This window comes from Bradyrhizobium sp. (genome assembly GCF_047605465.1).
In the GTDB taxonomy this organism is placed as follows: domain Bacteria; phylum Pseudomonadota; class Alphaproteobacteria; order Rhizobiales; family Xanthobacteraceae; genus Bradyrhizobium.
Map to the genome: position 1 here is coordinate 16,252 of NZ_JASGFS010000015.1, position 22,666 is coordinate 38,917.

Below are 22,666 nucleotides of genomic sequence, written 5' to 3' on the forward strand. Positions count from 1 at the left end.
ACGGGTGACATGCTGCTCGATGTCGACGGCATCGAGACCTGCTACGGCCTCTCCCAGGTGCTGTTCGGGCTGTCGCTGTCGATCCGGCCCGGCGAGATGGTCTCGCTGATGGGCCGTAACGGCATGGGCAAGACCACGACCATCCGCTCGATCATGGGCCTGACACCGGCGCGTGCCGGCGCGATTCGTTTTGCGGGCTCCGAGGTCAGGCTGCTTCCGTCGTACCGGATCGCGAAGCTCGGCGTCGGCCTTGTCCCCGAAGGACGCCAGATCTTTCCGAATCTCACCGTGCGCGAAAACCTCGTCGCGGCTGCGGCCGACCGCTTCGGCAGCGCCAATCCCTGGACGCTCGCCGCCATCTACGTGCTGTTTCCGCGGCTCGCCGAGCGCGCCTCCAACATGGGCAACCAGCTTTCCGGCGGCGAGCAACAGATGCTCGCCATCGGTCGCGCGCTGATGACCAATCCGAAACTTCTGATCCTGGACGAAGCGACCGAGGGGCTGGCGCCGCTGATCCGCGAGGAGATCTGGAGCTGCCTGTCGATGCTGAAGACGCGCGGCCAGTCCATCCTCGTCGTCGACAAGAACGTCGACCATCTCGCCCGCATCTGCGACCGCCACTACATCATCGAGCGCGGCAAGACGGTGTGGAGCGGAACCTCGGACGAGCTGATGGCCGAGCCGGACCTGCAGCACAAATATCTCGGGATCTGAGGACGCTTCGGCAAACCTGTCATTGCCAGCTCGTGATTGCGACCTCGTCATTTCTCGCTTCGTCATTGCGAGCGTAGCGAAGCAATCCAGCTCCTCTCTGCAAAGCGAGACTGGATTGCTTCGTCGCTGCGCTCCTCGCGACGACGGAGGAGGGAGCGTTCGCTGTCACCAAGGGCCTGAGGGGTGGTCCACCCTCACCAATAGATCCCGTGACGGTGCAGTTCGCGGATCACGCGGGCCTCGGTGGAGACTTGGCGGTGTTTCGGCCTAGCCACTTCGTTCGTGGCAGCGACCGGCGCCGGCATGGCGGTCGGGGCCGCTGCGGTTTGCGGCGCCGGCGCTGGCGGCGGCGGAGCCGGCGCGGGTGCCGTGGTGGCCGTCTGGACATTGGCCGCCGGGGCTGTCGCGGGTGCCGGAGACTCGGTCGCTTGCGGGCTTGCGTTCGTCGCCGTCAGGCTGAGGCTCCGCGAGCCGCCGGCGAAGGCGGGCGTCACGAGCAACGACATCGCGGCAATCAGAAATAGCTTATGCATGGCGGGATCCCTTATCTGGTCAATCCGGCTGACCCAATCGAGGCTGGTTAAGGCTAGCGCGCCAGGCGGTGCACACCGATGCCGACCAGGGTGCTGCGGCAGGACAAGCGATAGATCAGACTGAATAATTGGCCCCACATGATCGAACTCCACTGTTGATCACATGGCTGGAGACTAGGCCGCCGGTCTTTCCGGCGTTTTTCGAGGCGCACTGAAAATGGCTTCGCCGACCGCGGCGATGATGTCGTCGGAGGCCGCCTGACGAAGTCATCTCACGGGAGTGTGAGACGCGCCGGCCGCCATGCGGGAAACGACGATGCCGGGGCTCAGAACATCTCGAAATATTCGCGGTGCTCCCAGTCGGTCACCTCGGCGAGGAAGCGGTCGATCTCGGCGTTCTTGATGTGGGTGTAGTAGTCGATGAACGCGGCACCGAATTTTTCGCGGAAGAACGGATCGTCCTTCAGGGCCGCGACCGCGTCGCGCAGGGATTTCGGCAGCAGCGGCGCCTTGGTCTCGTAGGGTGTGTCGGCGGACGGGCCGGGATCGAGCTTGCGGTCGACGCCGTCGAGGCCGGCGAGAATCTGCGAGGCCATGTAGAGATAGGGATTGGCGGCGGGCTCGCCGACGCGGTTCTCCAGGCGCGTCGCGGGATCGCCGGCACCTCCCAGCACGCGGATCATCACGCCGCGATTGTCGCGGCCCCAGATCGCGCGGTCCGGTGCCAGCGAATAGGAGCGGTAACGCTTGTAGCCGTTGATGGTCGGCGTGGTGAACACCGTGGCGGCACGCGCGTGGTCGAGCAGGCCGGCGAGATAGGCGCGGGCGAATTCGCTCAAGGGTTCGCCGCCCGCTTTCGCCATGAACAGGTTCTCGCCATTCGCGCGCGAGACGATCGACTGGTGCAGGTGCCAGCCGCTCGCGAACAGGTTGGTGAGCTTCGGCCGGCACATGAAGGTGGCGTGATAGCCGTGGCGGCGCGCGATCTGCTTCACGGCGGAGCGGAACAGCACCATGTTGTCGGCGGGCTCCAGGCCCTTCTTCGGCTGGAACGTGAATTCGCACTGGCTCGGGCCGAACTCGACCTCGACCGAACGCAGCGGTAGCCCGAGCGCGACGATGTTGCGGCGCAGGATCTCCAGCACCGGCTCCATCTGATCGAAGCGCTGCTCGGTCAGATATTGATAGCCGTGGCTGAGCAGGCTCACCGAGGGCGGCGTGCCGGGCTGGCCGGCGTCTTCCGCGCCGAGGTGGGGATCGTCGAGCTTGAAGAGGTGGAATTCGACCTCCAGGCCCGCCACGAAATCGTAGCCGCGGGTCGCGAGTTCACCGAGCGCCTTGCGGTAAAGGCCGCGGGTCGCGAACGGTACGGGGCGCCCGTCGCTGAAATGAAGGTCGCACAGCAGCCAGCCGGTGCCGGGCGCCCACGGCAGCACGCGGAACGTCGTGGGATCGGCGACCATCAGCACGTCGGCTGCGCCTTCCATCTCCTTCACGCCCAGACCGGCGCCGGCGGTGAACACCGGAAACACCGTGCGATGCGAGGTGTCCTTGGCGAGCACGGTGCTGGTGATGGAGCAGCCGCTTTCCAGCGAGGCGATGGCCTCGGACGCGATGATGGTCTTGCCGCGCAGGATGCCGTGCTGGTCCGGGAAGGCGAGGCGGATGACCTCGAGATTCTTCTCCTCGACGATGCGACGCAGGCGCTGCGCCGCGTCTTTCTGCTCATCCGACCACAGCGCATGACGCGCGACGAAAGTCACTTTTCCACTCCTCCCATCGTGAGGTGCGAAGCATGCACCACACTCTCCGTCAATGCGAGCGCAGCGAAACAATCCAGACTGTCACCGCGGACAAATGCCTGGATGGCTTCGCCGCGCTCGCAATGACGAGGATAGGTCCTCACATTCACTCCGCCGCCGTCAGCCGGTGCACGTTGTCGGCGATCTCCTTCGGCACCGGCGCCGTCCAGGGCGCGCCGCGGCGGCGCTTGACGTCGACCTCCATCCAGTAGGTCTCCCAGCCGCGCGTCGGACCGATGCCGTCCATGGTCGCCGGGCCCTGGATGCTGCGCGAATTGGCTTCGTCGAGGAACAGCATCGGCTTCTCGCCGCCTGAAACCTTCTCGATCTCCTGACGCAGGAGGCGGCGGTATTGCACGATCGCCTTGTCGCTCTGGCCGAGATGCTCCTTGGTGCGGTCCTGGATCGCACCCATGGACTCCACCGCCCACTGGTCGTGAACGTTGATGTCGCTGCCCATGCCGGTATAGGTCGCCGTCGCCTGCTCGTGCGGATCGAAACCGTAATCGTTGGTCTTGTTCTTGCGTGAGGTGTAGTCGGGCAGCTCATAGAGCTCGAGCCGCTGGTCGCGCATCTTCTTCTTGTCGACCGGGTTCGTGTAGCTGGTGAAGATCGCGTACCAGTAGCAGTTCTCGTCGTCGACCGGCACGTGCCACTGCGTGATCGTCATTTCCGTGCTCATGGGGATGACGAAGCCGTGCGGAAAGAGCTGGTTGGTGACGCGCACATGGGTGCGCTCCTCGTCGATCTCGCGCAGCGCGATCAGCCGCAGGCCGTATTCGGTGTGTTCGACGTTGATGATCGGACGATCGTATTCGCGCAGGATCTTCGTCATCGGCAGGTCGGTGCCCGCGGAGGCGCCGCGGAACTGCTTGCCGTAGGCGGTGGACGTATCCTCGTCCTCGAAGAAGCGGTGCAGGTAGGACGCGTGCGCGGGGTCGATGCCGACCTCCAGCGCCTGCAGCCAGTTGCAGGCCATGTGACCCTTGAACGCGAACGTGTGCGTTCCGGGAGCGACGAAACAGTCGAGCTCCGGAAATGCCGGCGGCTCACCTTCGCCGAGATAGGCCCAGAGGATGCCGCTCTTCTCGACCACGGGATAAGAGCGCTGCCTGATGTTCTGACAGAGCTTGGAATCCTTCGGCTCGGCCGGCGTCTCGATGCACTGGCCGGTGGCGTCGAACAGCCAGCCGTGGAAGGCGCAGCGCAGCCCGCCATGTTCGAGCCGCCCGAAGGCGAGGTCGGCGCCGCGATGCGCGCAATGGCGCTCGATCAGGCCGTAGCGTCCGGTCTCGTCGCGAAACAGCACCAGGTTTTCGCCAAGCAGCCTGACCGGACGGATCGGCCGCGTGCCTTCCAGCTCGTCGACCAGTGCCGCCGGCTGCCAGTAGCTCCGCATCAGCTTTCCGCAGAGGTCCTTGGGACCGGTGCGGGTGATCAGGTCGTTCTGCTCCTGGCTCATCATGGCGGTCGCGTCCTTCTTGATGAGGATCGTTGTCGATCGGCGAAACCGTCCGACTTGCACCTCACCCGTCAACGACGGCGGAGGAAAAGCGGGCTTGCCGACCCAAAACCATCCAAGGCGATTTGTTCGCCTATTGAACGAATGGGCGAATTATGACATGCCTCGGAGCAGCAGCAAGCACTATTTTGCCGGAATGTCCCGACGCCCATGCCGAAACTGAAACGCAGCGAGACCGAGGAGCGAGCGACGGATTTCGTCGAGAGCCTCGATCGCGGCCTGCGCCTGCTGCAGTGCTTCGGCGCGAATGCGGGGCCGATGACGCTCAGCGATCTTGCCCGCGCCGCCGAACTTCCACGCGCCACCGCGCGCCGCATGCTGTTCACGCTCCAGCGCGGCGGCTTCGTCATCGGCGACGGCAAACTGTTCTCCCTGACACCGCACGTGCTGACGCTGGCAGCGTCCTATCTGCGCTCGAACCAGCTCGTCGTGGTGCTGCAGCCCGTGCTCGACCGCCTCGCCGCCGCGGCGCAGGAGATCTCCTCGCTTGCGGTCCTCGACGGCGACGACGTCGTCTTCATCGCGCGCGGCAGTCCGGCGCGGGTGTTTTCGGGCGGGCTCGAGATCGGCTACCGGCTTCCCGGCTTCTGCACGTCGGTCGGCCGCGCCATGCTCGGCCAGCTCGATGACGCGGATCTCGCCTCGCGCCTGAAGGCGATGACGCGCGAGTCGTTGACGCCGCAGACGGTGACCGATCCCAAGGCGCTGCTGGCGCGCATCGCCGCCGATCGCGCGCAGGGCTACTCGCTGGTCGATCGCGAAGCCGAGCCGCACTTCCGCTCGATCTCGGTTCCCGTGCGTCGTTACGACAATGTGATCGTCGCCGCCATCAACATGGGCGCCCATGTCGACCGCGTGCCGGCACAGGAATTGATCGACCGTTTCCTGCCGCTGCTGCGCGAAGGCGCCGACGCGGTGCGCTCGCAATTGCTCTGAGCCGCGACCCGCGCGCACGGGTCGCGGTGCGCAGCCGCGAACGCTGTGTCAAAAGGCGAAAATGCCGCATGACACGCCTCTCATCGCCACCATCGTCGTTGGACTCGGACTTGCTTTCGTGCTCGGAACCATCGCGCAGCGGTTCCGGGTCCCGCCATTGGTCGGTTATCTGCTTGCCGGCGTCGCCGTAGGTCCGTTCACGCCGGGCTTCGTCGCCGACCAGGCGCTCGCGACCGAGCTCGCGGAGCTCGGAATTATCCTGCTGATGTTCGGCGTCGGCCTGCATTTCTCGCTTCAGGATCTGCTCTCGGTCCGCAACATCGCGGTCCCCGGGGCGGTCGCGCAGATCAGCGTGGCCACGCTGATGGGGCTCGGTCTTGCGATGCTGATGGGCTGGAGCGTCACCGCCGGCCTCGTGTTCGGCCTGGCATTGTCGGTGGCGAGTACCGTCGTGCTGCTCCGTGCGCTGCAGGAGCGCCGCCTGATGGAGACCGATCGCGGGCGCATCGCGGTCGGCTGGCTGATCGTCGAAGATCTCGCGATGGTGCTGGTGCTGGTCCTGTTTCCGGCGATCGCGAGCCTTCAGGGCGGCGCCGACGGCAAACCCGCTTTCGAACCGTTGGCCGCGCAGGCCGGCTTCGGGCTTGCCGGTGTCGTGATCCTCACCATCGTCAAGATCGTCGTGTTCATCGGCTTGATGCTGGTGGTGGGCCGCCGCGTCATCCCCTGGATCCTGCACTACATCGCCCATACCGGCTCGCGCGAGCTCTTCCGCCTCGCGGTGCTCGCGATCGCGCTCTGCATCGCGTTCGGCGCGACCAAGCTGTTCGATGTCTCGCTGGCGCTCGGCGCCTTCTTCGCCGGCATGATGTTGCGCGAGTCTCCGCTCAGCGCGCGCGCCGCGCAGGAATCGCTGCCGCTGCGCGATGCCTTCGCGGTGCTGTTCTTCGTCTCGGTCGGCATGATGTTCGATCCAGCGAGCGTGATCCGCGAGCCCTGGCCGCTGCTCGCCACGCTCGTGATCATCATGCTCGGCAAGTCGGTCGCGGCATTCCTGATCGTGATCCTGTTCCGGCATCCGGTCGCCACGGCGTTGACGATCTCGGCGAGCCTGTCGCAGATCGGCGAGTTCTCCTTCATCCTGGCTGAGCTCGGCGTTGCCTCGCAGATCCTGCCGCGCGACGGCCGCGATCTGATCATGGCCGGCGCGATCCTCTCCATCATGTTCAATCCGCTGATGTTCGCGGGCGCGACCTGGCTCGCGCGCCGTCTCGAGCCGCGGCGGGATTCACCGCAAGCGGCGACCGCGATACCCGAACCGATCCGGACCACCGACCTGACCGACCATACCATCGTCATCGGCTATGGCCGCGTCGGCGCGCTGGTCGGCGATGCCTTGAAACAGCGGAAGCTGCCCTTTCTCGTCGCCGAGGTCGGCGAGGGGGCGCTGACGAAGCTGCGGGAGAGCGGCATCGAGACCATCATCGGCAACGCGGCGCAACCGGAAATCCTCGGCGCCACGAATCCCTCGCGGGCGCGGCATCTCGTGATCGCGATTCCCGAGGCATTCGAGGCCGGGCAGATCGTGCAGCAGGCGCGCGCGGCCAATCCGGGCATCCGCATCATCGCGCGGGCGCATGCGGATGCCGAGGTCGATCACCTGACGGGGCTGGGCGCGGATGTCGTGATCATGGGCGAGCGGGAAATCGCGCGCGGCATGATCGAAGAGCTGGAGAGGAGATATCCCGATGCTGCCGAGCAAGATCCCCGCGCGTTCGCGGTCGGTTCGGTCGTTTGAGGTGATTACGCCGGCGGGCCGGGTCTACCGGTTTCCGCCGCCGACCATGTCCCAGCGCCTTCTCCGGTTCGCGTCCGCGCATGCCGGCACGGTCGCGATCTCCGCGGCGATCCTCGCGCTGATCTACGTCGCGGGCTTTCTCGCCGAGGCGCTCGATCGCTCGATCTTCGATGCCTGCAACGACCGGATCGGTGAACGCAGGGTGGGTTAGCTTCGCGAGCTCACCCGCCCGACTATCCTTTCTCCGCCTCGCGCTCCATGTCGCGGCCCGAGAGATCCTCGCCCTGCATGTTGGCGTATTCGCGCGCCATCTCGCGCATCAGGAATTTCGCCGGTACGTCGTGATAGGTGCCGCGGTCGTTGACGTATTGCATGTACGCGCGGCCTGCGCCGTCGAAGGGGTGCAGCAGCGCGTCGCTGTGACCGTCGAAGTCGAGCGGAGCCACGCCGACCTTGGCGCAGAGCGTGTCGTTGAAGGTCGGCGTCGCCTTGCGCCAGGCACCGTCGACATGCACCTCGGTGAAGCCGTGCCAGGTGAACATGTCGGTGCCCATGCTTTGGCGCAGCTTCTCGGTGGTGAGATGGTTCTTCACGTCGGCAAAGCCGACGCGAGCCGGAATGCCGTGGACGCGGCAGGCGGCGGCATAGAGCGCGGCCTTGCCGACGCAATAGCCTTGTCCCGCGGCCAGCACGCTGGAGGCCCGGAAGGTCTCCGCGACGCGCATGCTGACATAGGGATTGTAGCGGATGCCGTCGCGCACCGCCTTGTAGAGCACGCTGGCCTTCTCGCGCGCACTCGCGTCAGCGCGCGCGGCGCTCTCCGCGAATTTCTGCACGGCGGGATGATCGCTGTCGATGTACTCGCCGGGCTCGGTGTAGAGGCGGCGGATGGTGTCGGGGAGAATATCGGTCATGCCCCGAGCTTAGCAGGTGAGCCGCGCGGAACTCAAATCGCCAGATGTGCCGACGTGATGCGCGCGGACATGCCACGTCTTCACGGACCGCAAGGCACGGGTGGGCCGAAGGCTCCCGATCTTTTCACTGCCGGTTGCGCATCCAGTCGGCAAGGCCCGACAACGCGCGGTCGAGATCCTGCCGCGCGGCGGAATCCGTGACGGTCTCCGCGAGCGCGCCGCGCATACAGAGCAGCCAGGCGTCGCGCTCGGGATCGCCGATGGCGAAGCCGATGTGCCGCTGGCGCAGCCGCGGGTGTCCCTTCTCGACGGAATACAGTTTCGGTCCGCCGGTCCATTCGGTGAGATAGCGCTTCAGCACGTCCTTGATGAGCCCGAGATCTGACGCATGCATCGCGCGGATGATCCGTGCCTCCGGCAGCGTGTCCATGCGTTCGTAGAAGCGCTCGACCAGCCGGTCGATCGTGGGCTCGCCGCCGATCCGCTCGAACATGGAGATTGCGGCTGCAGAATCGTTCATGGCGTGTCCCATGTCAGGCTTCGGTCGATGTCCAGATCAGACAAATGCTCCGTTCGACAAGGAGCAGGCGGCAGGCACCGCCGGAAGATGTCTAAACATTTCGTGTACTAAACGAAACTTAATCTGCGACATGAGGTCTCGATTAACCGCTGGTTTACCATTTGAACCCAGGCTCGAACGCGTTTCCCGCCGGTTCGTCAGCTCGTCGCTGCTGCCAAGGGGGCCGGAAGTCTTCGATTTCGGAATTCAGCTTTCACTGTCGAGATGAGGACCACAATGCTGGTGGGAGAACGCGTTTCGCTGGGCGCTTTCGTTCCGGACGATTATGCCGCCATGTTCTGCTGGGCCAACGACATCGTCGCGGCCCGCCTGAACGGCGCGTTCCGGCCGGCCAATCTCAGGGACGTCGTCAGCCAGTGCGAAGTCGCCGGCAAGGATCCGGCGCAAGTCATGCTGGCGATCCGTCAGCGGGGCCAGTCGAAGATCCTGGGCTTCGTCCACATCCACAACATCAGCCCCGTTCACCGTTCGGCGGAGATCGGCATCCGGATCGGTGAAGAGGGCCATCGCGGCAAGGGCTACGGCACCGAAGCCATGAACATGGCGCTGAGCTATTGCTGGAATCATCTCAACCTCGAACGGATATCGCTCGTCGTCTTCCGCAAGAACGAGCGGGCGATCAAGGTCTACAGGAAGGTCGGTTTCAGGCAGGAAGGAATCATGAGGCGGCTGTTCTTCGTCGATGGCCAGCGCATCGACGTCGTGATCATGGCGGCCTTCCGGTCGTCCCGTACGTCGCGTCAGCGCGCGGTGACGATCCCCGATGTTGCACTCAGCCCGGCGATCGCGCCGGCCGGGCAGGGTGAGCCCGCCAGGTCGAAGGCGGCCTAGCCGGCGCTACATGGCCACGCTGCGCAGCCCGAAGCTGCGCGCTTCGTTCTGCAGCACCGGCCGAACCGCGTCGATCAGCCGTGCTGCCGCCGCGTCGACACTCAATCCGGCGGTATCGACCACGGCCGTCGCACGCGAATACAGCGGCTCACGGCTCAAGAGGATGTTGCGAAGCTCCGCCATCGCGGAACGGTCGTCGGCCATCGGACGCAAATCGCCCTGGCCGCGGACGCGCGCCATGTGCTCTTCCGGCTCGGCCTTCAGCCAGATCGTGTAGAACGATGTCAGGATCTGGTCGAAGGTCAGCGGCTCGGAGACGATGCCGCCGCCGGTCGCCAGCACCATCAGTTCGTTGCGGGCGAGCAGCTGCTGCAGCGCCGCCTGCTCCATGCGGCGAAAGCCTTCCTGGCCGTAGAGCGCGATGATCTCGGCGACGGAGAGGCCGTTCTGCTCTTCGATGGCCTTGTTGAGCTCGACGAAGCTCCAGCCGATCTTCTTCGCCAGGATCTTGCCGAGCGTGGATTTGCCGGCGCCGCGCAGGCCGATCAAGGCGATGCCGCAGAACGGCGCGCGGCGCGGTGCGGATGCGCTGCCGCCGGCGAGCAACTCCTTGGCCTGCGCGATCTGCGCGGGCGTCGCCTTGCGCAGGAGATCGCGGAACATCTGCCAATCCGGTGTCGGATCGGCGCCGGGAAGCACATCTTCGAGATGGGCGCCCATGGCATCCGACACGCGGCGCAGCAGCACGATGGAGACGTTGCCCTTGCCGCTCTCGAGCTGCGCGATGTAGCGCTCCGAGATTCCTGATACCTTGGCGAGCACTTTGCGCGACATGCCGCGCAGCGCGCGCATGGTCCGCACGCGCTGGCCGAGCTGCTCGAGAAATCGGGATTCGGCGTCGGGACTGTCGGTCATGGGCTTTCTTTAGCGGATGTCCTGCGGCGCACTTTAATGAAACATAGTGCCTGGTGGCATTGACAGCAAGCCGCCACGATGTCTTTCTATGAATTATAATTCTAAATTCGGGGAGAAGTCCGTGAGCGAGGGATCCTACAACGCGGTGACCTGGCTGCTCGATCGCAACGTCGAGGAGGGCCGCGGCGACAAGATCGTCTTCGACGACACGGTCTCGAGGCTCACCTATGGCGAGCTCCAGCGCCAGACGCGGCGCGCCGCCAACATGCTACGCCGTCTCGGCGTCCGCCGCGAGGAGCGCGTGGCGATGATCATGCTGGATACGGTCGACTTTCCGGTCGTGTTCCTGGGCGCGATCCGCGCCGGCATCGTGCCGGTGCCGCTGAACACGCTGCTGACCGCGGATCAATATGCCTACATCCTCGCCGACTGCCGCGCGCGGGTGCTGTTCGTCTCCGAAGCGCTCTATCCCGTCATCAAGGACGTCGTCGGCCGCATGCCGGATCTGGAGCATGTCGTGGTCTCCGGCGCCAAGCAGAACGGCCACAAGCAGCTCGCCGAGGAGCTCGCGGGCGAGAACGACCAGTTCACGACCGCGGCGACCCATTCCGACGAGCCGGCCTTCTGGCTGTATTCGTCGGGCTCGACCGGCATGCCCAAGGGCGTGCGGCACCTGCATTCGAACCTGCAGGCGACCGCCGACACCTATGCCAGGCAGGTGCTCGGCATTCGCGAGAACGACGTCTGCCTCTCCGCGGCAAAGCTGTTCTTCGCCTATGGGCTCGGCAACGGGCTGACCTTTCCGATGTCGGTCGGCGCCACCGTGGTCCTCAACAGCGAGCGCCCGACGCCGGCGCGCATGTTCGACCTGATGAACCGCTACAACCCGTCGATCTTCTATGGGGTGCCGACGCTGTTCGCGGCAATGCTCAACGACGAGGCCATGAAGGCCGAGCGCGGCGGCAGGTCGCTGCGGATCTGCACCTCCGCCGGCGAGGCGCTGCCGGAATCCGTCGGCAACAGCTGGAAGGCGCGTTTCCGCGTCGACATCCTCGACGGCGTCGGCTCGACCGAGCTGCTGCACATCTTCCTGTCGAACGCGCCGGGCGACATCAAGTACGGCTCCTCCGGCAAGCCGGTGCCGGGCTACGCGGTGCGGCTCGTCAACGACGCCGGCCAGGACGTTGCCGACGGCGAGGTCGGCGAGCTGCTGGTCGATGCGCCCTCCGCCGGCGAAGGCTACTGGAATCAGCGCCACAAGAGCCGCCGCACATTCGAGGGGCCCTGGACCCGCACCGGCGACAAATACGTCCGCGATGCCGATGGCCGCTACACCTTCTGCGGCCGCGCCGACGACATGTTCAAGGTCTCCGGCATCTGGGTCTCGCCGTTCGAGGTCGAGAGCGCGCTGATCACGCATCCGGCCGTGCTCGAAGCCGCCGTCGTGCCCGAAGCCGATCCGGAGGGTCTGCTCAAGCCGAAGGCCTTCGTCGTGCTGCGCCCGGATGCGAAGACCGGCGATCTCCAGGAGATGCTGAAGGAGCACGTCAAGCAGAAGATCGGCCCGTGGAAATATCCGCGCTGGATCGACGTGGTGGAGTCCCTGCCGAAGACCGCGACGGGAAAGATCCAGCGGTTCAAGCTGCGGGAAGGGGCGAACTGAGCAGTTCGTCATTCCGGGGCGATGCGAAGCGTCGAACCCGGAAGCTCGACCGGCAAACGACAATCTCGGGATTCCGGATCAGCTCGCTTGCGAACTGTCCGGAATGACGGAATGGATGGAACGACAGCATGACCGACCTCACCCCCACGGGCTTCCTCACCATCGGCGACGCCAGCCTCGAATACAAATGGCTCGCGCCGCAAGCCGCCGACGCGCCGACCATCGTGATGCTGCACGAGGGTCTCGGCTCGGTCGGTCTCTGGGGCGACTTCCCTGACAAGCTTCGAGAGGCGACCGGCGCCGGCATCTTCGCCTATTCGCGCGCGGGCTACGGCCAGTCGAGTGCCGCCGCGTTGCCGCGGCCGCTCGATTACATGCAGCGCGAGGCGCTGGAGGTGCTGCCGGCCGTCCTCGATGCCATCGGCTTCAGGCGCGGCCTGCTGCTCGGCCATTCCGACGGCGGATCGATCGCGGCGATCTATGCCGGCGCGCACCAGGACCATCGGCTCCAGGGCATCGCGCTGATCGCGCCGCATTTCATCGTCGAGGACGTCTCGGTGACATCCATCGCCGCGATCAAGACGGCCTACGAGACCACCGACCTCAAGGCCAGGCTCGCACGCTGGCACAAGGACGTCGACAACGCCTTCTATGGCTGGAATCGCGCCTGGCTCGATCCGAAATTCCGCGACTGGGACATCTCCGAATACCTCGCTTACGTCCGCGTCCCCGTCCTGGTCGTGCAGGGTGTGGACGATCAATATGGGACACTGCGTCAGATCGAGATCGCGCAGGATGAGTGTTATTGTCCGGTAGATTTGAAAGTCATTTCAGGCGCGGGACACTCCCCGCATCGTGAAGCGCCCGGAGCGACGCTTGACGCGATTGAGCAATTTGCAAGAGCGGCCCTGCGCGACGATCAGGGACTCCAGGGGCGCGCCGCATGATCCTGCGGAGGCACATCCGCGATGAATGTGCCGCCGAACCCGGGCGATCCGTTGCCATGGCCGCAATGGGCCTATGTGCCGGGCGAGACCGCCGCGGCCGATGCGGACTACGAGACGCTCGCGCTGGCCAAGGCGCTGGTGCCGTCGGCCTTCCGCGGCTACGTGCCGGCGCGCCATCCGGCGCTGCGCTACGGACTGGCGCTCAACGACCGCGGCTATTTCTGGGAAGCGCAGGAGCTGCTGGAAACGGTCTGGGCCGCGGCGCCGCAAGGCGGCCGCGAGCGCATTCTGCTGCGGGCCTGCATCCACATCGCCAATGCGAATTTGCGGCTGCGCATGCAGCGTCCGCATTCGGCCACGCGCCTGTTCGGCGATGCGCTGGCCGAGTTGCAGGTGCTGACCACGCGCAAGGCGGCCGCTGCCGGCAACGGCTTCGTCGAGACGTTTCCAGTCCCGGCGCTGGTCGCACTGCTGCAGGCCAAACTCGGCCGCGACCGGCTTTCGAAAGCCGATTGGATCGCGCTCGGCGCTGTCGCGCGGTCGTGAACCCCGGATATGAAGCAAAATGCATGTCGAGCGAGTTGGGGGCTAGACGCATCTAAAAAGATGCACTATTGTGCATCTAACGGTTAAGACCGAAGCTCATAATCAAGCTCAAGGGTGGCCCATGGCCGGGGAAGATCGGCGCCTCGCAGGCGGCGCGACATTCATCGATTTCCAGACCGAACCGTCCCGCTACCGGCACTGGAAGCTCGCGGTCGACGGCGACGTCGCCACGCTGACCATGGACGTCGACGAGAACGGCGGCCTGTTCGAGGGCTATCTGCTTAAGCTCAATTCCTACGACCTCGGTGTCGACATCGAGCTTGCGGACGTGGTGCAGCGCCTGCGCTTCGAACACCCCGAGGTGAAGGTGGTGGTGATGCGCTCGGCCAAGAACCGCGTGTTCTGCGCCGGCGCTAACATCCGGATGCTGGCGGGCTCGACGCACGCCCACAAGGTCAATTTCTGCAAATTCACCAACGAGACCCGCAACGGCATGGAAGACTCCTCGGAGAATTCCGGCCAGCGATTCATCACCGTCGTGAACGGCTCGGCCGCCGGCGGCGGCTACGAACTGGCGCTGGCGACCGACCACATCATCCTCGCCGACGACGGCGCGTCCGCGGTCGCGCTGCCCGAAGTGCCGCTGCTCGCGGTGCTGCCCGGCACCGGCGGCCTGACGCGCGTCGTCGACAAGCGCAAGGTGCGCCGCGACCACGCCGATTTCTTCTGCACCATCGAAGAGGGCGTGAAGGGCAAGCGCGCCGTGCAATGGCGTCTCGTCGACGAGATCGCGCCGAACTCGAAGCTCGAAGGCAAGATCGTCGAGCGTGCCAGGGAATTCGCCGATGCCTCGCAGCGCAAGGGCAGCGGCAAGGGCGTCGCGTTGACGCCGCTCGACCGCGCGATCGACGAGACCAGCATCCGCTACGGTTTCGTCAGCGTCGACATCGACCGCGCGGCGCGCATCGCCACCATCTCGATCAAGGCGCCCGAAGCGGCGCCGCCGGCCGACATCGACGGCATGATGGCGCAGGGCGCCTCGTTCTGGCCGCTGCAGGTCGCGCGCGAGCTCGACGATGCGATCCTGCATCTGCGCATCAACGAGCTCGAGATCGCCATGCTGGTGTTCAAGAGCCATGGCGACCGCGCCCATGTGCTCGCCTGCGACGCTTTCCTCGAAGCCAACAAGGCGCACTGGCTGGTCAACGAGATCCGCCACTACTGGAAGCGCGTGCTCAAGCGCATCGACGTCACCTCGCGCACGCTGGTGACGCTGGTCGAGCCCGGCTCCTGCTTCGCCGGTACGCTCGCCGAACTCGTGTTCGCCGCCGACCGCTCCTACATGCTGATCGGCACGCGCCAGGGCGACAATCGTCCGCCGCCCTCGATCGAACTCTCCGCCATGAATTTCGGTCCGTATCCGATGAGCCACGGGTTGACGCGGCTGGAGTCGCGCTTCCAGGCCGATCCCGCGGACGTGGAGCGCGCGGAAGCGACCGTCGGCACGACCCTCGACGCCGAGCAGGCCGAGGAGCTCGGTCTCGTCACCTTCGCACTCGACGACATCGACTGGGACGACGAGGTCCGCGTGTTCCTGGAGGAGCGCGCCAGCTTCTCGCCCGACAGCCTCACCGGCATGGAGGCGAGCCTGCGCTTCGTCGGCCCCGAGACGATGGAGTCGAAGATCTTCTCGCGTCTGACCGCATGGCAGAACTGGATCTTCCAGCGCCCGAACGCGGTCGGCGAGGAAGGCGCGCTTCGTCGCTACGGCAGCGGCCAGAAGCCGAAATTCGACATGACGCGCGTGTAGCGACTTTCCCGTCCCGGACGCAGAACCGGGACCCGGACGGACCAGGCAACAGGTCCCGGCTCAGCAATGCGGCACGTCGCGCCGCACGGGGTACGGGACACGAGACGGAGCAAGGAGTACGGCCATGAACATGAACATCATGAACGTCGACTACTCGACCAAGATTCCGAACAACGTGAATCTTGCCGAAGACCGCCAGGTGCTGAAGGCGCTCGAAGGCTGGCATCCCGGCTACATGGACTGGTGGAGCGACATGGGACCGGAAGGTTTCCAGGAATCGCTGGTCTATCTGCGCACCGCTTACTCGGTCGATCCGCGCGGCTGGGCCAAGTTCGACTATGTCCGCATGCCCGAATATCGCTGGGGCATCCTGCTGGCCCCGCAGGAGGAGAACCGCGTCGTACCGTTCGGCGAGCATTTCGGCGAGCCGGCCTGGCAGGAAGTCCCCGGCGAATACCGCGCCTTGCTGCGCCGCCTGATCGTGATCCAGGGCGACACCGAGCCGGCCTCGGTCGAGCAGCAGCGCCACCTCGGCAAGACCGCGCCCTCGCTCTACGACATGCGCAATCTGTTCCAGGTCAACGTCGAGGAGGGGCGTCACCTCTGGGCGATGGTCTATCTGCTCCAGAAGTATTTCGGCCGCGACGGCCGTGAGGAAGCCGACGATCTGTTGCGCCGCCGCTCCGGCGATGCCGACGCGCCGCGCATGCTCGGTGCCTTCAACGAGGCGACGCCGGACTGGCTGTCGTTCTTCATGTTCACCTACTTCACCGACCGCGACGGCAAGATGCAGCTGCATAGCCTTGCGCAGTCCGGCTTCGATCCGCTGTCGCGCACCTGCCGCTTCATGCTGACGGAGGAAGCGCATCACATGTTCGTCGGCGAGACCGGCATCACCCGCGTCGTGCAGCGCACCTGCGATGCCATGCGCGAGGCCGGCATCACCGATCCGACCGACATCGCCAAGGTCCGGGCGCTCGGCGTGATCGATCTTCCGACCATCCAGAAGAAGCTCAACCTGCACTACACGCTATCGCTCGACCTGTTCGGCTCCGAAGTCTCGACCAACGCCGCGAACGCCTTCAACACCGGCATCAAGGGCCGCTATCACGAGACCCAGATCGAGGACGATCATCAGCTCAAGAACTCGACCTATCCGGTGCTCAAGCTGATCAATGGCGAGGTCAAGCTGGTCGACGAGCCGGCGCTGACCGCGCTCAACATGCGCCTGCGCGACGATTACAGCCAGGATTGCGTCAAGGGCATGCTGCGTTGGAACAAGGTGATCTCGACCGCGGGCTACGACTTCAAGCTGGCGCTGCCCAATGTGGCCTTCCATCGCCACATCGGCGAGTTCAAGGACGTCCATGCGACGCCGGACGGCATCCTGATCGACAATGCCACCTGGGCCAAGCGCAAGGACGAGTGGTTGCCCTCCACCGCCGACGGCGACTTCATCACCTCGCTGATGCAGCCCGTCACCGAGAGCGGCAAGTTCGCCTCCTGGATCTCGCCGCCGAAGGTCGGCATCGACAACAAGCCGGGCGATTTCGAGTACGTGAAGATCGAGTCCTAGTCGTCAGGATCTCGCGTTCGCGAACCGCGCGTCATGCCGTCATCACCCGCGAAAGCGGGTGATGCAGTTTCCGGAGACGGCGGAGATGAATCGAGAAGTCGCCGCGTACTGTCATGCCCCGCCTTCGCGGGGCATGAGCGTGACGTGGGAAAGCCGTGTTGCGCTCTCGCGGCCCCGCAGCTTTTTCAGCTGTCCCAGCCGCTTCCCTTGATCCCGGGGTTCGCATAGACGATCCCGCCATCCACCGCGATGGTCGCGCCCACCACGTAGTCTCCCGCGCGCGAGGCCAGGTAGATCGCGGCACCGGCCATGTCCTCGTCGGTGCCGACGCGCCCTGCGGGAACGCGCGTTGCGACCTCGTCGGAATTGTCGCGCGCGGCGCGGTTCATGTCGGATTTGAACGGCCCCGGCGCGATCGCCGTGACCACGACATGGTCGGAGATCAGCTTGACCGCCATGCGCCGCGTCAGATGGATCAACCCGGCCTTGCTCGCGGCGTAGGAATAGGTCTCCAGCGGATTGACGAAGATGCCATCGATCGAGGCGATGTTGATCACCTTCGCCGGTCGCTCGGCGGAAGCGGCGGCACGCAACGCCGGCGCCAGCGCCTTCGTCAGGAAGAACGGCGACTTGACGTTGAGGTTCATCACCTTGTCCCAGCCGCTCTCCGGGAATTCGTCGAAATCGGCGCCCCAGGCCGCGCCCGCATTGTTGACGAGGATGTCGAGCCTCGTTTCGCGCTTCCCGATCTCGCCCGCCAGCATGTCGGCGCCTGACAGCGTGGAAATGTCGATCGGCAGCGCGATGCATTCGCCGCCATATTGCGCGGAGAGCTCCTTGGCGGTCTCCTCGCACGGCCCCGCCTTGCGCGCGGTGATGTAGACCTTCGCCGCGCCGGCGCTGAGAAAGCCCGCCGCGATCATCTTGCCGATGCCGCGGGAGCCGCCGGTCACGAGCGCGATGCGGCCTTTGAGTGAGAACAGGTCGTTGAACATGATGCCTCCCTTGATTGCCGCCGTTTTGAGCGCGGCCGGGGAGGGGAGTCAAGGAACGCGCCGGCTCCGCTGCTGTCACGAGGAGGGCGCCTTCGCATCGCTCCTTGGAATGAGGTCCGGGTGTGCCGGGAAATCAGGCCGCGGCGATCCGGCGAAAGCCGTTCCACATCGCCGTCGCTGCGCCGGAGGTCAGCACCGGCAGGATGCGGGCGTCCTGATAATTGCCGTTGAGCGAGACGCGCGGCAGCGCGGTCATGTGGCCGGCGTTCTCGGCGAACAGCATGCCGGGCCGCGTCGTCACCGCGGTCTTGAAGCCGGCGGACGCGGCCAGCAAGAATTCACGCTCGCCGGCGGCCTCGCGGTCGCCATAGGGATAGGCGAAGTGCTGCACGGGCCGGTCGAGCGCATGTTCGATGCGCGCGCGGCTTGCCGCCATCTCCTGCGCGGCGGTTGCCTCGCTCTGCTTGGCGAGATTGCAATGGCTGATGGTGTGGGCGCCGATCGTCATCAGCGGATCGGCGGCGAGCTGCTTCACCTCGTCCCAGGACATGCAGAGCCCGCGGCACAGCGCGGCCATGTCGACGTCGTGTTTCGCGCAGAGCGCCTCGATCTCGCGCTTGAGATCGTGCTCGCCAGGCAGCGCGCGCAGCCAGTCGTGAAGACGGTCGAACGTCGCCTGCTTTGCGGCGGGCGTCGATGCGTCGAGCCGAAGTACGGCGCGCCCGATCTGAACCTCGACCTGCTCGGCCTTGGCGACCACGGCCTCCAGCGCGGTCCACCACAGGCGTCCGACGCCCTCGGCGAAATCGCTCGCGACATAGACGGTCGAGGGCGCGTCAAATTCGCGCAGCACGGGCAACGCATGTTCGAGATTGTCGCGATAGCCGTCGTCGAGGGTGAAAGCGGCGAAGCGGCGGGCGAACCGGCCCTGCACGAGCCGCTCGTGCAACTCGTCCATGCTGACGATGTCGATGTCGCGCGAGCGCAGGTGGCGCAGCGTCGCACGAAGGAAATCGGGGGTGACTTCGAGGTGGCGGTTCGGCTGGAACGCGGCTTCGCGGGCGGGCCGCACGTGGTGCAGCATGAAAATGGCGCCGACGCCCGACAGGAGCGGGCGCAGCAGATGGTGCGCCCCGCTGAAATAGAGTGCTCCCAGCCCGGCGCGAATGACGTTGTTACGGAGTTGTTTCATGACCGGCTGGTCGACCCTGGTATTCCGTCTCCAACTCTAAGGAACGACCCTTGAAGAAAAAGTTATTCCATTTGCCCATATCGGGCCTTTGGAGGGCCGCCATTTCCGGTTTGACAGCCCGCCAAGGGTTTGTTTTGTCTCCGGTTCCAGAGTTCGGGTCGTCGAATGCAGAAGCTTTTCAGGTGGGCCAGCAAATGGTGGCCAGGGCTGATCCCCTTGGCCTTCATGTGGGGATTTGCGGCCTGGAATAACACCTTGCCGGTCGAGGCCGACCTGTCCGGTCGGAGTTCGGCCGCCCTCAAGGATACCGTTCTCGACAAGACCCGAATCACGGTGGACGGCCGCGACGTCAGCCTCGCAGCGGATGCGTTCTCCGAGGAGGGGCGCCGCGATGCCGTGACGGCGGTCGAGACCGTCCCGGGCGTGCGCCTGGTCGATGACCGGACCCGTCTTGTTCCCGAGGCCAAGCCTTTCGTCTGGACCGCCGAACGTGACGTGGTGCGGGTGACGCTGTCGGGCAGCGCGCCGCTGCCGGCGGTCAAGGCCCGCCTGACCGATGCGGCCCGCAAGGAGGTCGCGGGGGTCGAGGTGGCCGACCAGATGGGCCTGGCGCGCGGCGCACCGCCCCGCTTCGAGGCCGCCGCGCTGCTGCTGCTCGACCAGATCGGCAAGCTGAAGGACGGCAAGATCACGATTTCCGACACCCAGATCAGTCTGTCGGGCATGGCACGCGAGCTCGGCGGACGCGAGGCGATCGCGGCCGCGCTGAAGAACCTGCCCGAGGGGTTTTCGATCGCCGCCAATGAGATCAAGGCGCCGCCTTACATCTTCCAGGCCTACAAGGATCCGGTCGCGGCGACCGTGACGCTGACCGGCTATGTGCCCGACAACAACGTGCACGCGACGATCGCCTCGAGCGCGTCGCGGAAGTTCTTCGCCGAGAAAGTCGTCGACAATCTCAAGGCCAGCATCGGCGCGCCCAGCGCCTTCAACACCGCGGTGGTCGCCGCGCTCGGCGCGCTGTCGCGGCTGTCGACGGGCACGCTCGTGGTGTCCGACCGCGAGGTGAAACTGTCGGGCGATGCGCTCTACGAAGGCGCAGCGAACGACATCCGCGCAGGGCTCGGCAAGGATTTCCCCAAAAACTGGCTGTACAAGCCCGAGATCACGGTGAAGCCCGCGGCGGGGCCTGTCGACGGCACGGTCTGCCAGCAATTGTTTTCCGAACTGCTGACCAAGGGCAAGATCCGCTTCGCGCCGAAGCGCGCCGACATCGATCCGGACTCCGCGGGGATCCTCGATCATCTGATCGAGACGGCGTTGCGCTGCCCCACGACGAACATCGAGGTTGCCGGCCATACCGATGCCGACGGCGAGGATGCCTTCAACCAGGCTCTCTCCGAGAAGCGCGCGCAGGCCGTCATCGATTACCTGGTCAAGGCAGGCCTGCCGGCCAATCGTTTCACCGCGGTCGGCTACGGCAGCACGCAGCCCGTCGCCGGCAACGACACCGATGACGGCAAGGCCCAGAACCGCCGCATCGAATTTCTGGTGAGGTGACCATGCCCTATCTCGTCTCGTTCCATTGGGGCTGGCTGGTCGGATCGCTGCTGCTTGGGCTGGCGATGGGCTGGATCTCGGTGGTTCAACGCGGCAACGGCACCTCGAAGGTGACCGCGCGCTGGCTGGCCGTCCTCGTCGCCGGGCTGGTCGCGGCCTCGTTCGCGCATGTGGTCCCCGGCCGTTTCGGCTACTGGCTCGATCTCGGCCTGGTCATGTTCGCCTGTTACCTGGTCGGCTGCACCATCGGCGCGTGGCTGCGCGACCGGGTGGTCTCGCGGAGCATGCCGGCTGCCTGAATTCGGGGCCGCCGGTATCCGGATGAGACCCGACAAGGCGGGCACCTGGCCTGTTTCAATGGCCGCCATCGCCGCGGCTTTTGGGCACACCGCATATCCGCGCACCTCTTTCAACGGGCCGCTGCGCCTCATAGATTGACGTCGGCTTAAGCCGCGCCGGAACATTGCGCGGTCAAAATCATCAAAACTTCATGGCCCTTGCGCAGGATTGCCATGGAGATTCGCACCAGTCTGCCGCCGAAAGCGCCAAACCGCCGGTCCGGAGCCCGCACCCTGCCTAAAATATTGAAGGCACGTGTTTTTGTTCGAATTGGCGAATTCCACTCGGCCCCAAAACGCGCTAGTGGAAGGGTGGGGGGCATGCGCGGAGCCGGTGGCGAGGGTTCGTTGAGTGCCTGTGCGTCGTCCGCCTGTTCGCCGGCCACCCTGGCCGCTGAAGCGTTGTTCGAGGTCTAGATGCTGGAAGCCATACGCAGGGCGATGTCGTTTCTGCGCCAGAAGCAAATCCTGCATAAGCTTGGAGTTGTGATCAGCGTCGCGGTCATCGGCATCGCTTGCTACGTGCTCTACCACATGCTGCGCGGCATCGACGTCAACGAGGTGGTCGAGGCGATCAAGAGCACCGAGCCGCGCCAGATCGCGATGGCGGCGCTGTTCGTGGCCGCCGGCTACTTCACCCTGACATTCTACGACCTGTTCGCCGTGCGCGCGATCGGCCATGCCCACGTGCCCTATCGCATCAACGCGCTCGCAGCCTTCACCAGCTATTCGATCGGTCACAATGTCGGCGCCAGCGTCTTCACCGGCGGCGCGGTGCGCTATCGCATCTATTCGGCCCATGGCCTCAACGCGATCGACGTCGCGAAGATCTGCTTCCTCGCCGGCCTGACCTTCTGGCTCGGCAATGCGGCCGTGCTCGGCCTCGGCATCGCCTATCATCCGGAAGCCGCTTCCTCGATCGACCAGCTTCCGCCCTGGCTGAACCGGACGCTGGCGATGATGATCATCGTGGGGCTGGTCGCCTATGTGGTGTGGGTCTGGACCCAGCCGCGTGTGGTCGGCCGCGGACCCTGGACCGTGGTGCTGCCGGGCGGGCCGCTGACGCTGCTCCAGATCGCGATCGGCATCCTCGATCTCGGCTTCTGTGCGCTCGCCATGTACGTGCTGGTTCCCGACGAGCCCAATCTCGGCTTCGTCGTGGTCGCGGTGATCTTCGTTTCCGCCACCCTGCTCGGCTTCGCCAGCCATTCGCCGGGAGGCCTCGGGGTCTTCGACGCCGCCATGCTGGTCGGCCTCTGGCAGATGGACCGGGAGGAACTCCTGGGCGGCATGCTCCTGTTCCGGGTCCTCTATTATCTTTCCCCCTTCGTCATATCTGTAATCTTGCTGACGTTTCGCGAAGTTATAATCGGGGCCCGATCGAAGCGCCTGCAGCAGGCGGCGCTCAAGCTAGACCCCGGCCCGGCCCGTGAAGCCGCCTATGTGAGAGAGCGCAGCGACAGCGGCGCCTGACCGGCACAAGCCCTTTGGAGA

At 65.5% G+C, this 22,666-nt stretch carries 21 protein-coding genes; 13 read left to right on the top strand and 8 right to left on the bottom strand.

What is annotated here, in order from left to right; all coding sequences use genetic code 11:
* Positions 1-9: 9 nt before the first annotated feature.
* Positions 10-714, top strand: coding sequence for an ABC transporter ATP-binding protein (locus QM712_RS14765; RefSeq protein WP_415023928.1), 705 nt, complete (start codon positions 10-12; stop codon positions 712-714).
* A gap of 194 nt (positions 715-908) precedes the next feature.
* Here the strand turns inward: QM712_RS14765 and QM712_RS14770 are convergent, their stop codons facing one another.
* From QM712_RS14770 to QM712_RS14780, 3 genes are all read right to left on the bottom strand, one after another.
* Positions 909-1,247 (bottom strand): hypothetical protein, encoded by a 339-nt coding sequence (locus QM712_RS14770; protein ID WP_415023848.1) that lies wholly within the window; start codon positions 1,245-1,247, stop codon positions 909-911.
* A gap of 326 nt (positions 1,248-1,573) precedes the next feature.
* Positions 1,574-3,010 (bottom strand): glutamine synthetase family protein, encoded by a 1,437-nt coding sequence (locus QM712_RS14775; protein WP_415023849.1) that lies wholly within the window; start codon positions 3,008-3,010, stop codon positions 1,574-1,576.
* A gap of 145 nt (positions 3,011-3,155) precedes the next feature.
* The gene (locus QM712_RS14780; protein ID WP_415023850.1) at positions 3,156-4,514 is read right to left on the bottom strand and encodes a Rieske 2Fe-2S domain-containing protein; all 1,359 of its coding nucleotides are present in this window, start codon (positions 4,512-4,514) and stop codon (positions 3,156-3,158) included.
* 207 nt (positions 4,515-4,721) lie between these two features.
* Between QM712_RS14780 and QM712_RS14785 the strand changes: the two genes are divergently transcribed.
* From QM712_RS14785 to QM712_RS14795, 3 genes are all read left to right on the top strand, one after another.
* Positions 4,722-5,507 carry an IclR family transcriptional regulator C-terminal domain-containing protein gene (locus tag QM712_RS14785; RefSeq protein ID WP_415023851.1) on the top strand — a complete coding sequence of 262 codons (786 nt, stop codon included), beginning with the start codon at positions 4,722-4,724 and terminating at the stop codon, positions 5,505-5,507.
* Between the two features lie 61 nt (positions 5,508-5,568).
* A complete protein-coding gene (gene ybaL / locus QM712_RS14790) occupies positions 5,569-7,305 on the top strand; it encodes a YbaL family putative K(+) efflux transporter (protein ID WP_415023852.1) in 1,737 nt (578 codons plus the stop codon).
* A 46-nt stretch (positions 7,306-7,351) separates the two neighbouring features.
* Positions 7,352-7,516 carry a hypothetical protein gene (locus QM712_RS14795; RefSeq protein ID WP_415023853.1) on the top strand — a complete coding sequence of 55 codons (165 nt, stop codon included), beginning with the start codon at positions 7,352-7,354 and terminating at the stop codon, positions 7,514-7,516.
* A gap of 22 nt (positions 7,517-7,538) precedes the next feature.
* Here the strand turns inward: QM712_RS14795 and QM712_RS14800 are convergent, their stop codons facing one another.
* Positions 7,539-8,219 (bottom strand): transglutaminase-like domain-containing protein, encoded by a 681-nt coding sequence (locus QM712_RS14800; RefSeq protein WP_415023854.1) that lies wholly within the window; start codon positions 8,217-8,219, stop codon positions 7,539-7,541.
* 124 nt (positions 8,220-8,343) lie between these two features.
* Entirely contained in the window at positions 8,344-8,739 is a 396-nt protein-coding gene (locus QM712_RS14805) for a group II truncated hemoglobin (protein ID WP_415023855.1), read from the bottom strand.
* 276 nt (positions 8,740-9,015) lie between these two features.
* On the opposite strand from QM712_RS14805, the gene QM712_RS14810 reads away from it, so the two are divergent.
* On the top strand, positions 9,016-9,630 hold the full coding sequence (locus QM712_RS14810) for a GNAT family N-acetyltransferase (protein ID WP_415023856.1): 615 nt from the start codon (positions 9,016-9,018) through the stop codon (positions 9,628-9,630).
* 6 nt (positions 9,631-9,636) lie between these two features.
* Here QM712_RS14810 and QM712_RS14815 read toward each other — a convergent pair whose 3' ends face one another.
* On the bottom strand, positions 9,637-10,545 hold the full coding sequence (locus QM712_RS14815; protein ID WP_415023857.1) for a helix-turn-helix transcriptional regulator: 909 nt from the start codon (positions 10,543-10,545) through the stop codon (positions 9,637-9,639).
* A 121-nt stretch (positions 10,546-10,666) separates the two neighbouring features.
* On the opposite strand from QM712_RS14815, the gene QM712_RS14820 reads away from it, so the two are divergent.
* The 5 genes from QM712_RS14820 to boxB all read left to right on the top strand — a co-directional run bounded on the left by QM712_RS14820 (position 10,667) and on the right by boxB (position 17,087).
* Entirely contained in the window at positions 10,667-12,208 is a 1,542-nt protein-coding gene (locus tag QM712_RS14820) for a benzoate-CoA ligase family protein (RefSeq protein ID WP_415023858.1), read from the top strand.
* A 128-nt stretch (positions 12,209-12,336) separates the two neighbouring features.
* A complete protein-coding gene (locus QM712_RS14825; protein ID WP_415023859.1) occupies positions 12,337-13,155 on the top strand; it encodes an alpha/beta fold hydrolase in 819 nt (272 codons plus the stop codon).
* Positions 13,156-13,176: 21 nt separating this feature from the next.
* Positions 13,177-13,701 carry a DUF309 domain-containing protein gene (locus QM712_RS14830; protein ID WP_415023860.1) on the top strand — a complete coding sequence of 175 codons (525 nt, stop codon included), beginning with the start codon at positions 13,177-13,179 and terminating at the stop codon, positions 13,699-13,701.
* Positions 13,702-13,822: 121 nt separating this feature from the next.
* A complete protein-coding gene (gene boxC / locus QM712_RS14835; protein ID WP_415023861.1) occupies positions 13,823-15,511 on the top strand; it encodes a 2,3-epoxybenzoyl-CoA dihydrolase in 1,689 nt (562 codons plus the stop codon).
* Positions 15,512-15,635: 124 nt separating this feature from the next.
* Positions 15,636-17,087, top strand: a complete 1,452-nt coding sequence (boxB, locus tag QM712_RS14840) for a benzoyl-CoA 2,3-epoxidase subunit BoxB (RefSeq protein ID WP_415023862.1) — start codon at positions 15,636-15,638, stop codon at positions 17,085-17,087.
* A 185-nt stretch (positions 17,088-17,272) separates the two neighbouring features.
* Here the strand turns inward: boxB and QM712_RS14845 are convergent, their stop codons facing one another.
* Complete coding sequence (locus QM712_RS14845) at positions 17,273-18,082, bottom strand: SDR family oxidoreductase (RefSeq protein ID WP_415023863.1); 810 nt, start codon at positions 18,080-18,082, stop codon at positions 17,273-17,275.
* 133 nt (positions 18,083-18,215) lie between these two features.
* The gene (locus QM712_RS14850) at positions 18,216-19,274 is read right to left on the bottom strand and encodes a polysaccharide deacetylase family protein (RefSeq protein WP_415023864.1); all 1,059 of its coding nucleotides are present in this window, start codon (positions 19,272-19,274) and stop codon (positions 18,216-18,218) included.
* Positions 19,275-19,439: 165 nt separating this feature from the next.
* Here QM712_RS14850 and QM712_RS14855 point away from each other — a divergent pair, with 165 nt between their 5' ends.
* From QM712_RS14855 to QM712_RS14865, 3 genes are all read left to right on the top strand, one after another.
* The gene (locus QM712_RS14855; RefSeq protein ID WP_415023865.1) at positions 19,440-20,834 is read left to right on the top strand and encodes an OmpA family protein; all 1,395 of its coding nucleotides are present in this window, start codon (positions 19,440-19,442) and stop codon (positions 20,832-20,834) included.
* Positions 20,835-20,836: 2 nt separating this feature from the next.
* A complete protein-coding gene (locus tag QM712_RS14860) occupies positions 20,837-21,133 on the top strand; it encodes a hypothetical protein (RefSeq protein WP_415023866.1) in 297 nt (98 codons plus the stop codon).
* Between the two features lie 456 nt (positions 21,134-21,589).
* Positions 21,590-22,645 carry a lysylphosphatidylglycerol synthase domain-containing protein gene (locus QM712_RS14865; protein WP_415023867.1) on the top strand — a complete coding sequence of 352 codons (1,056 nt, stop codon included), beginning with the start codon at positions 21,590-21,592 and terminating at the stop codon, positions 22,643-22,645.
* Positions 22,646-22,666 lie beyond the last annotated feature (21 nt).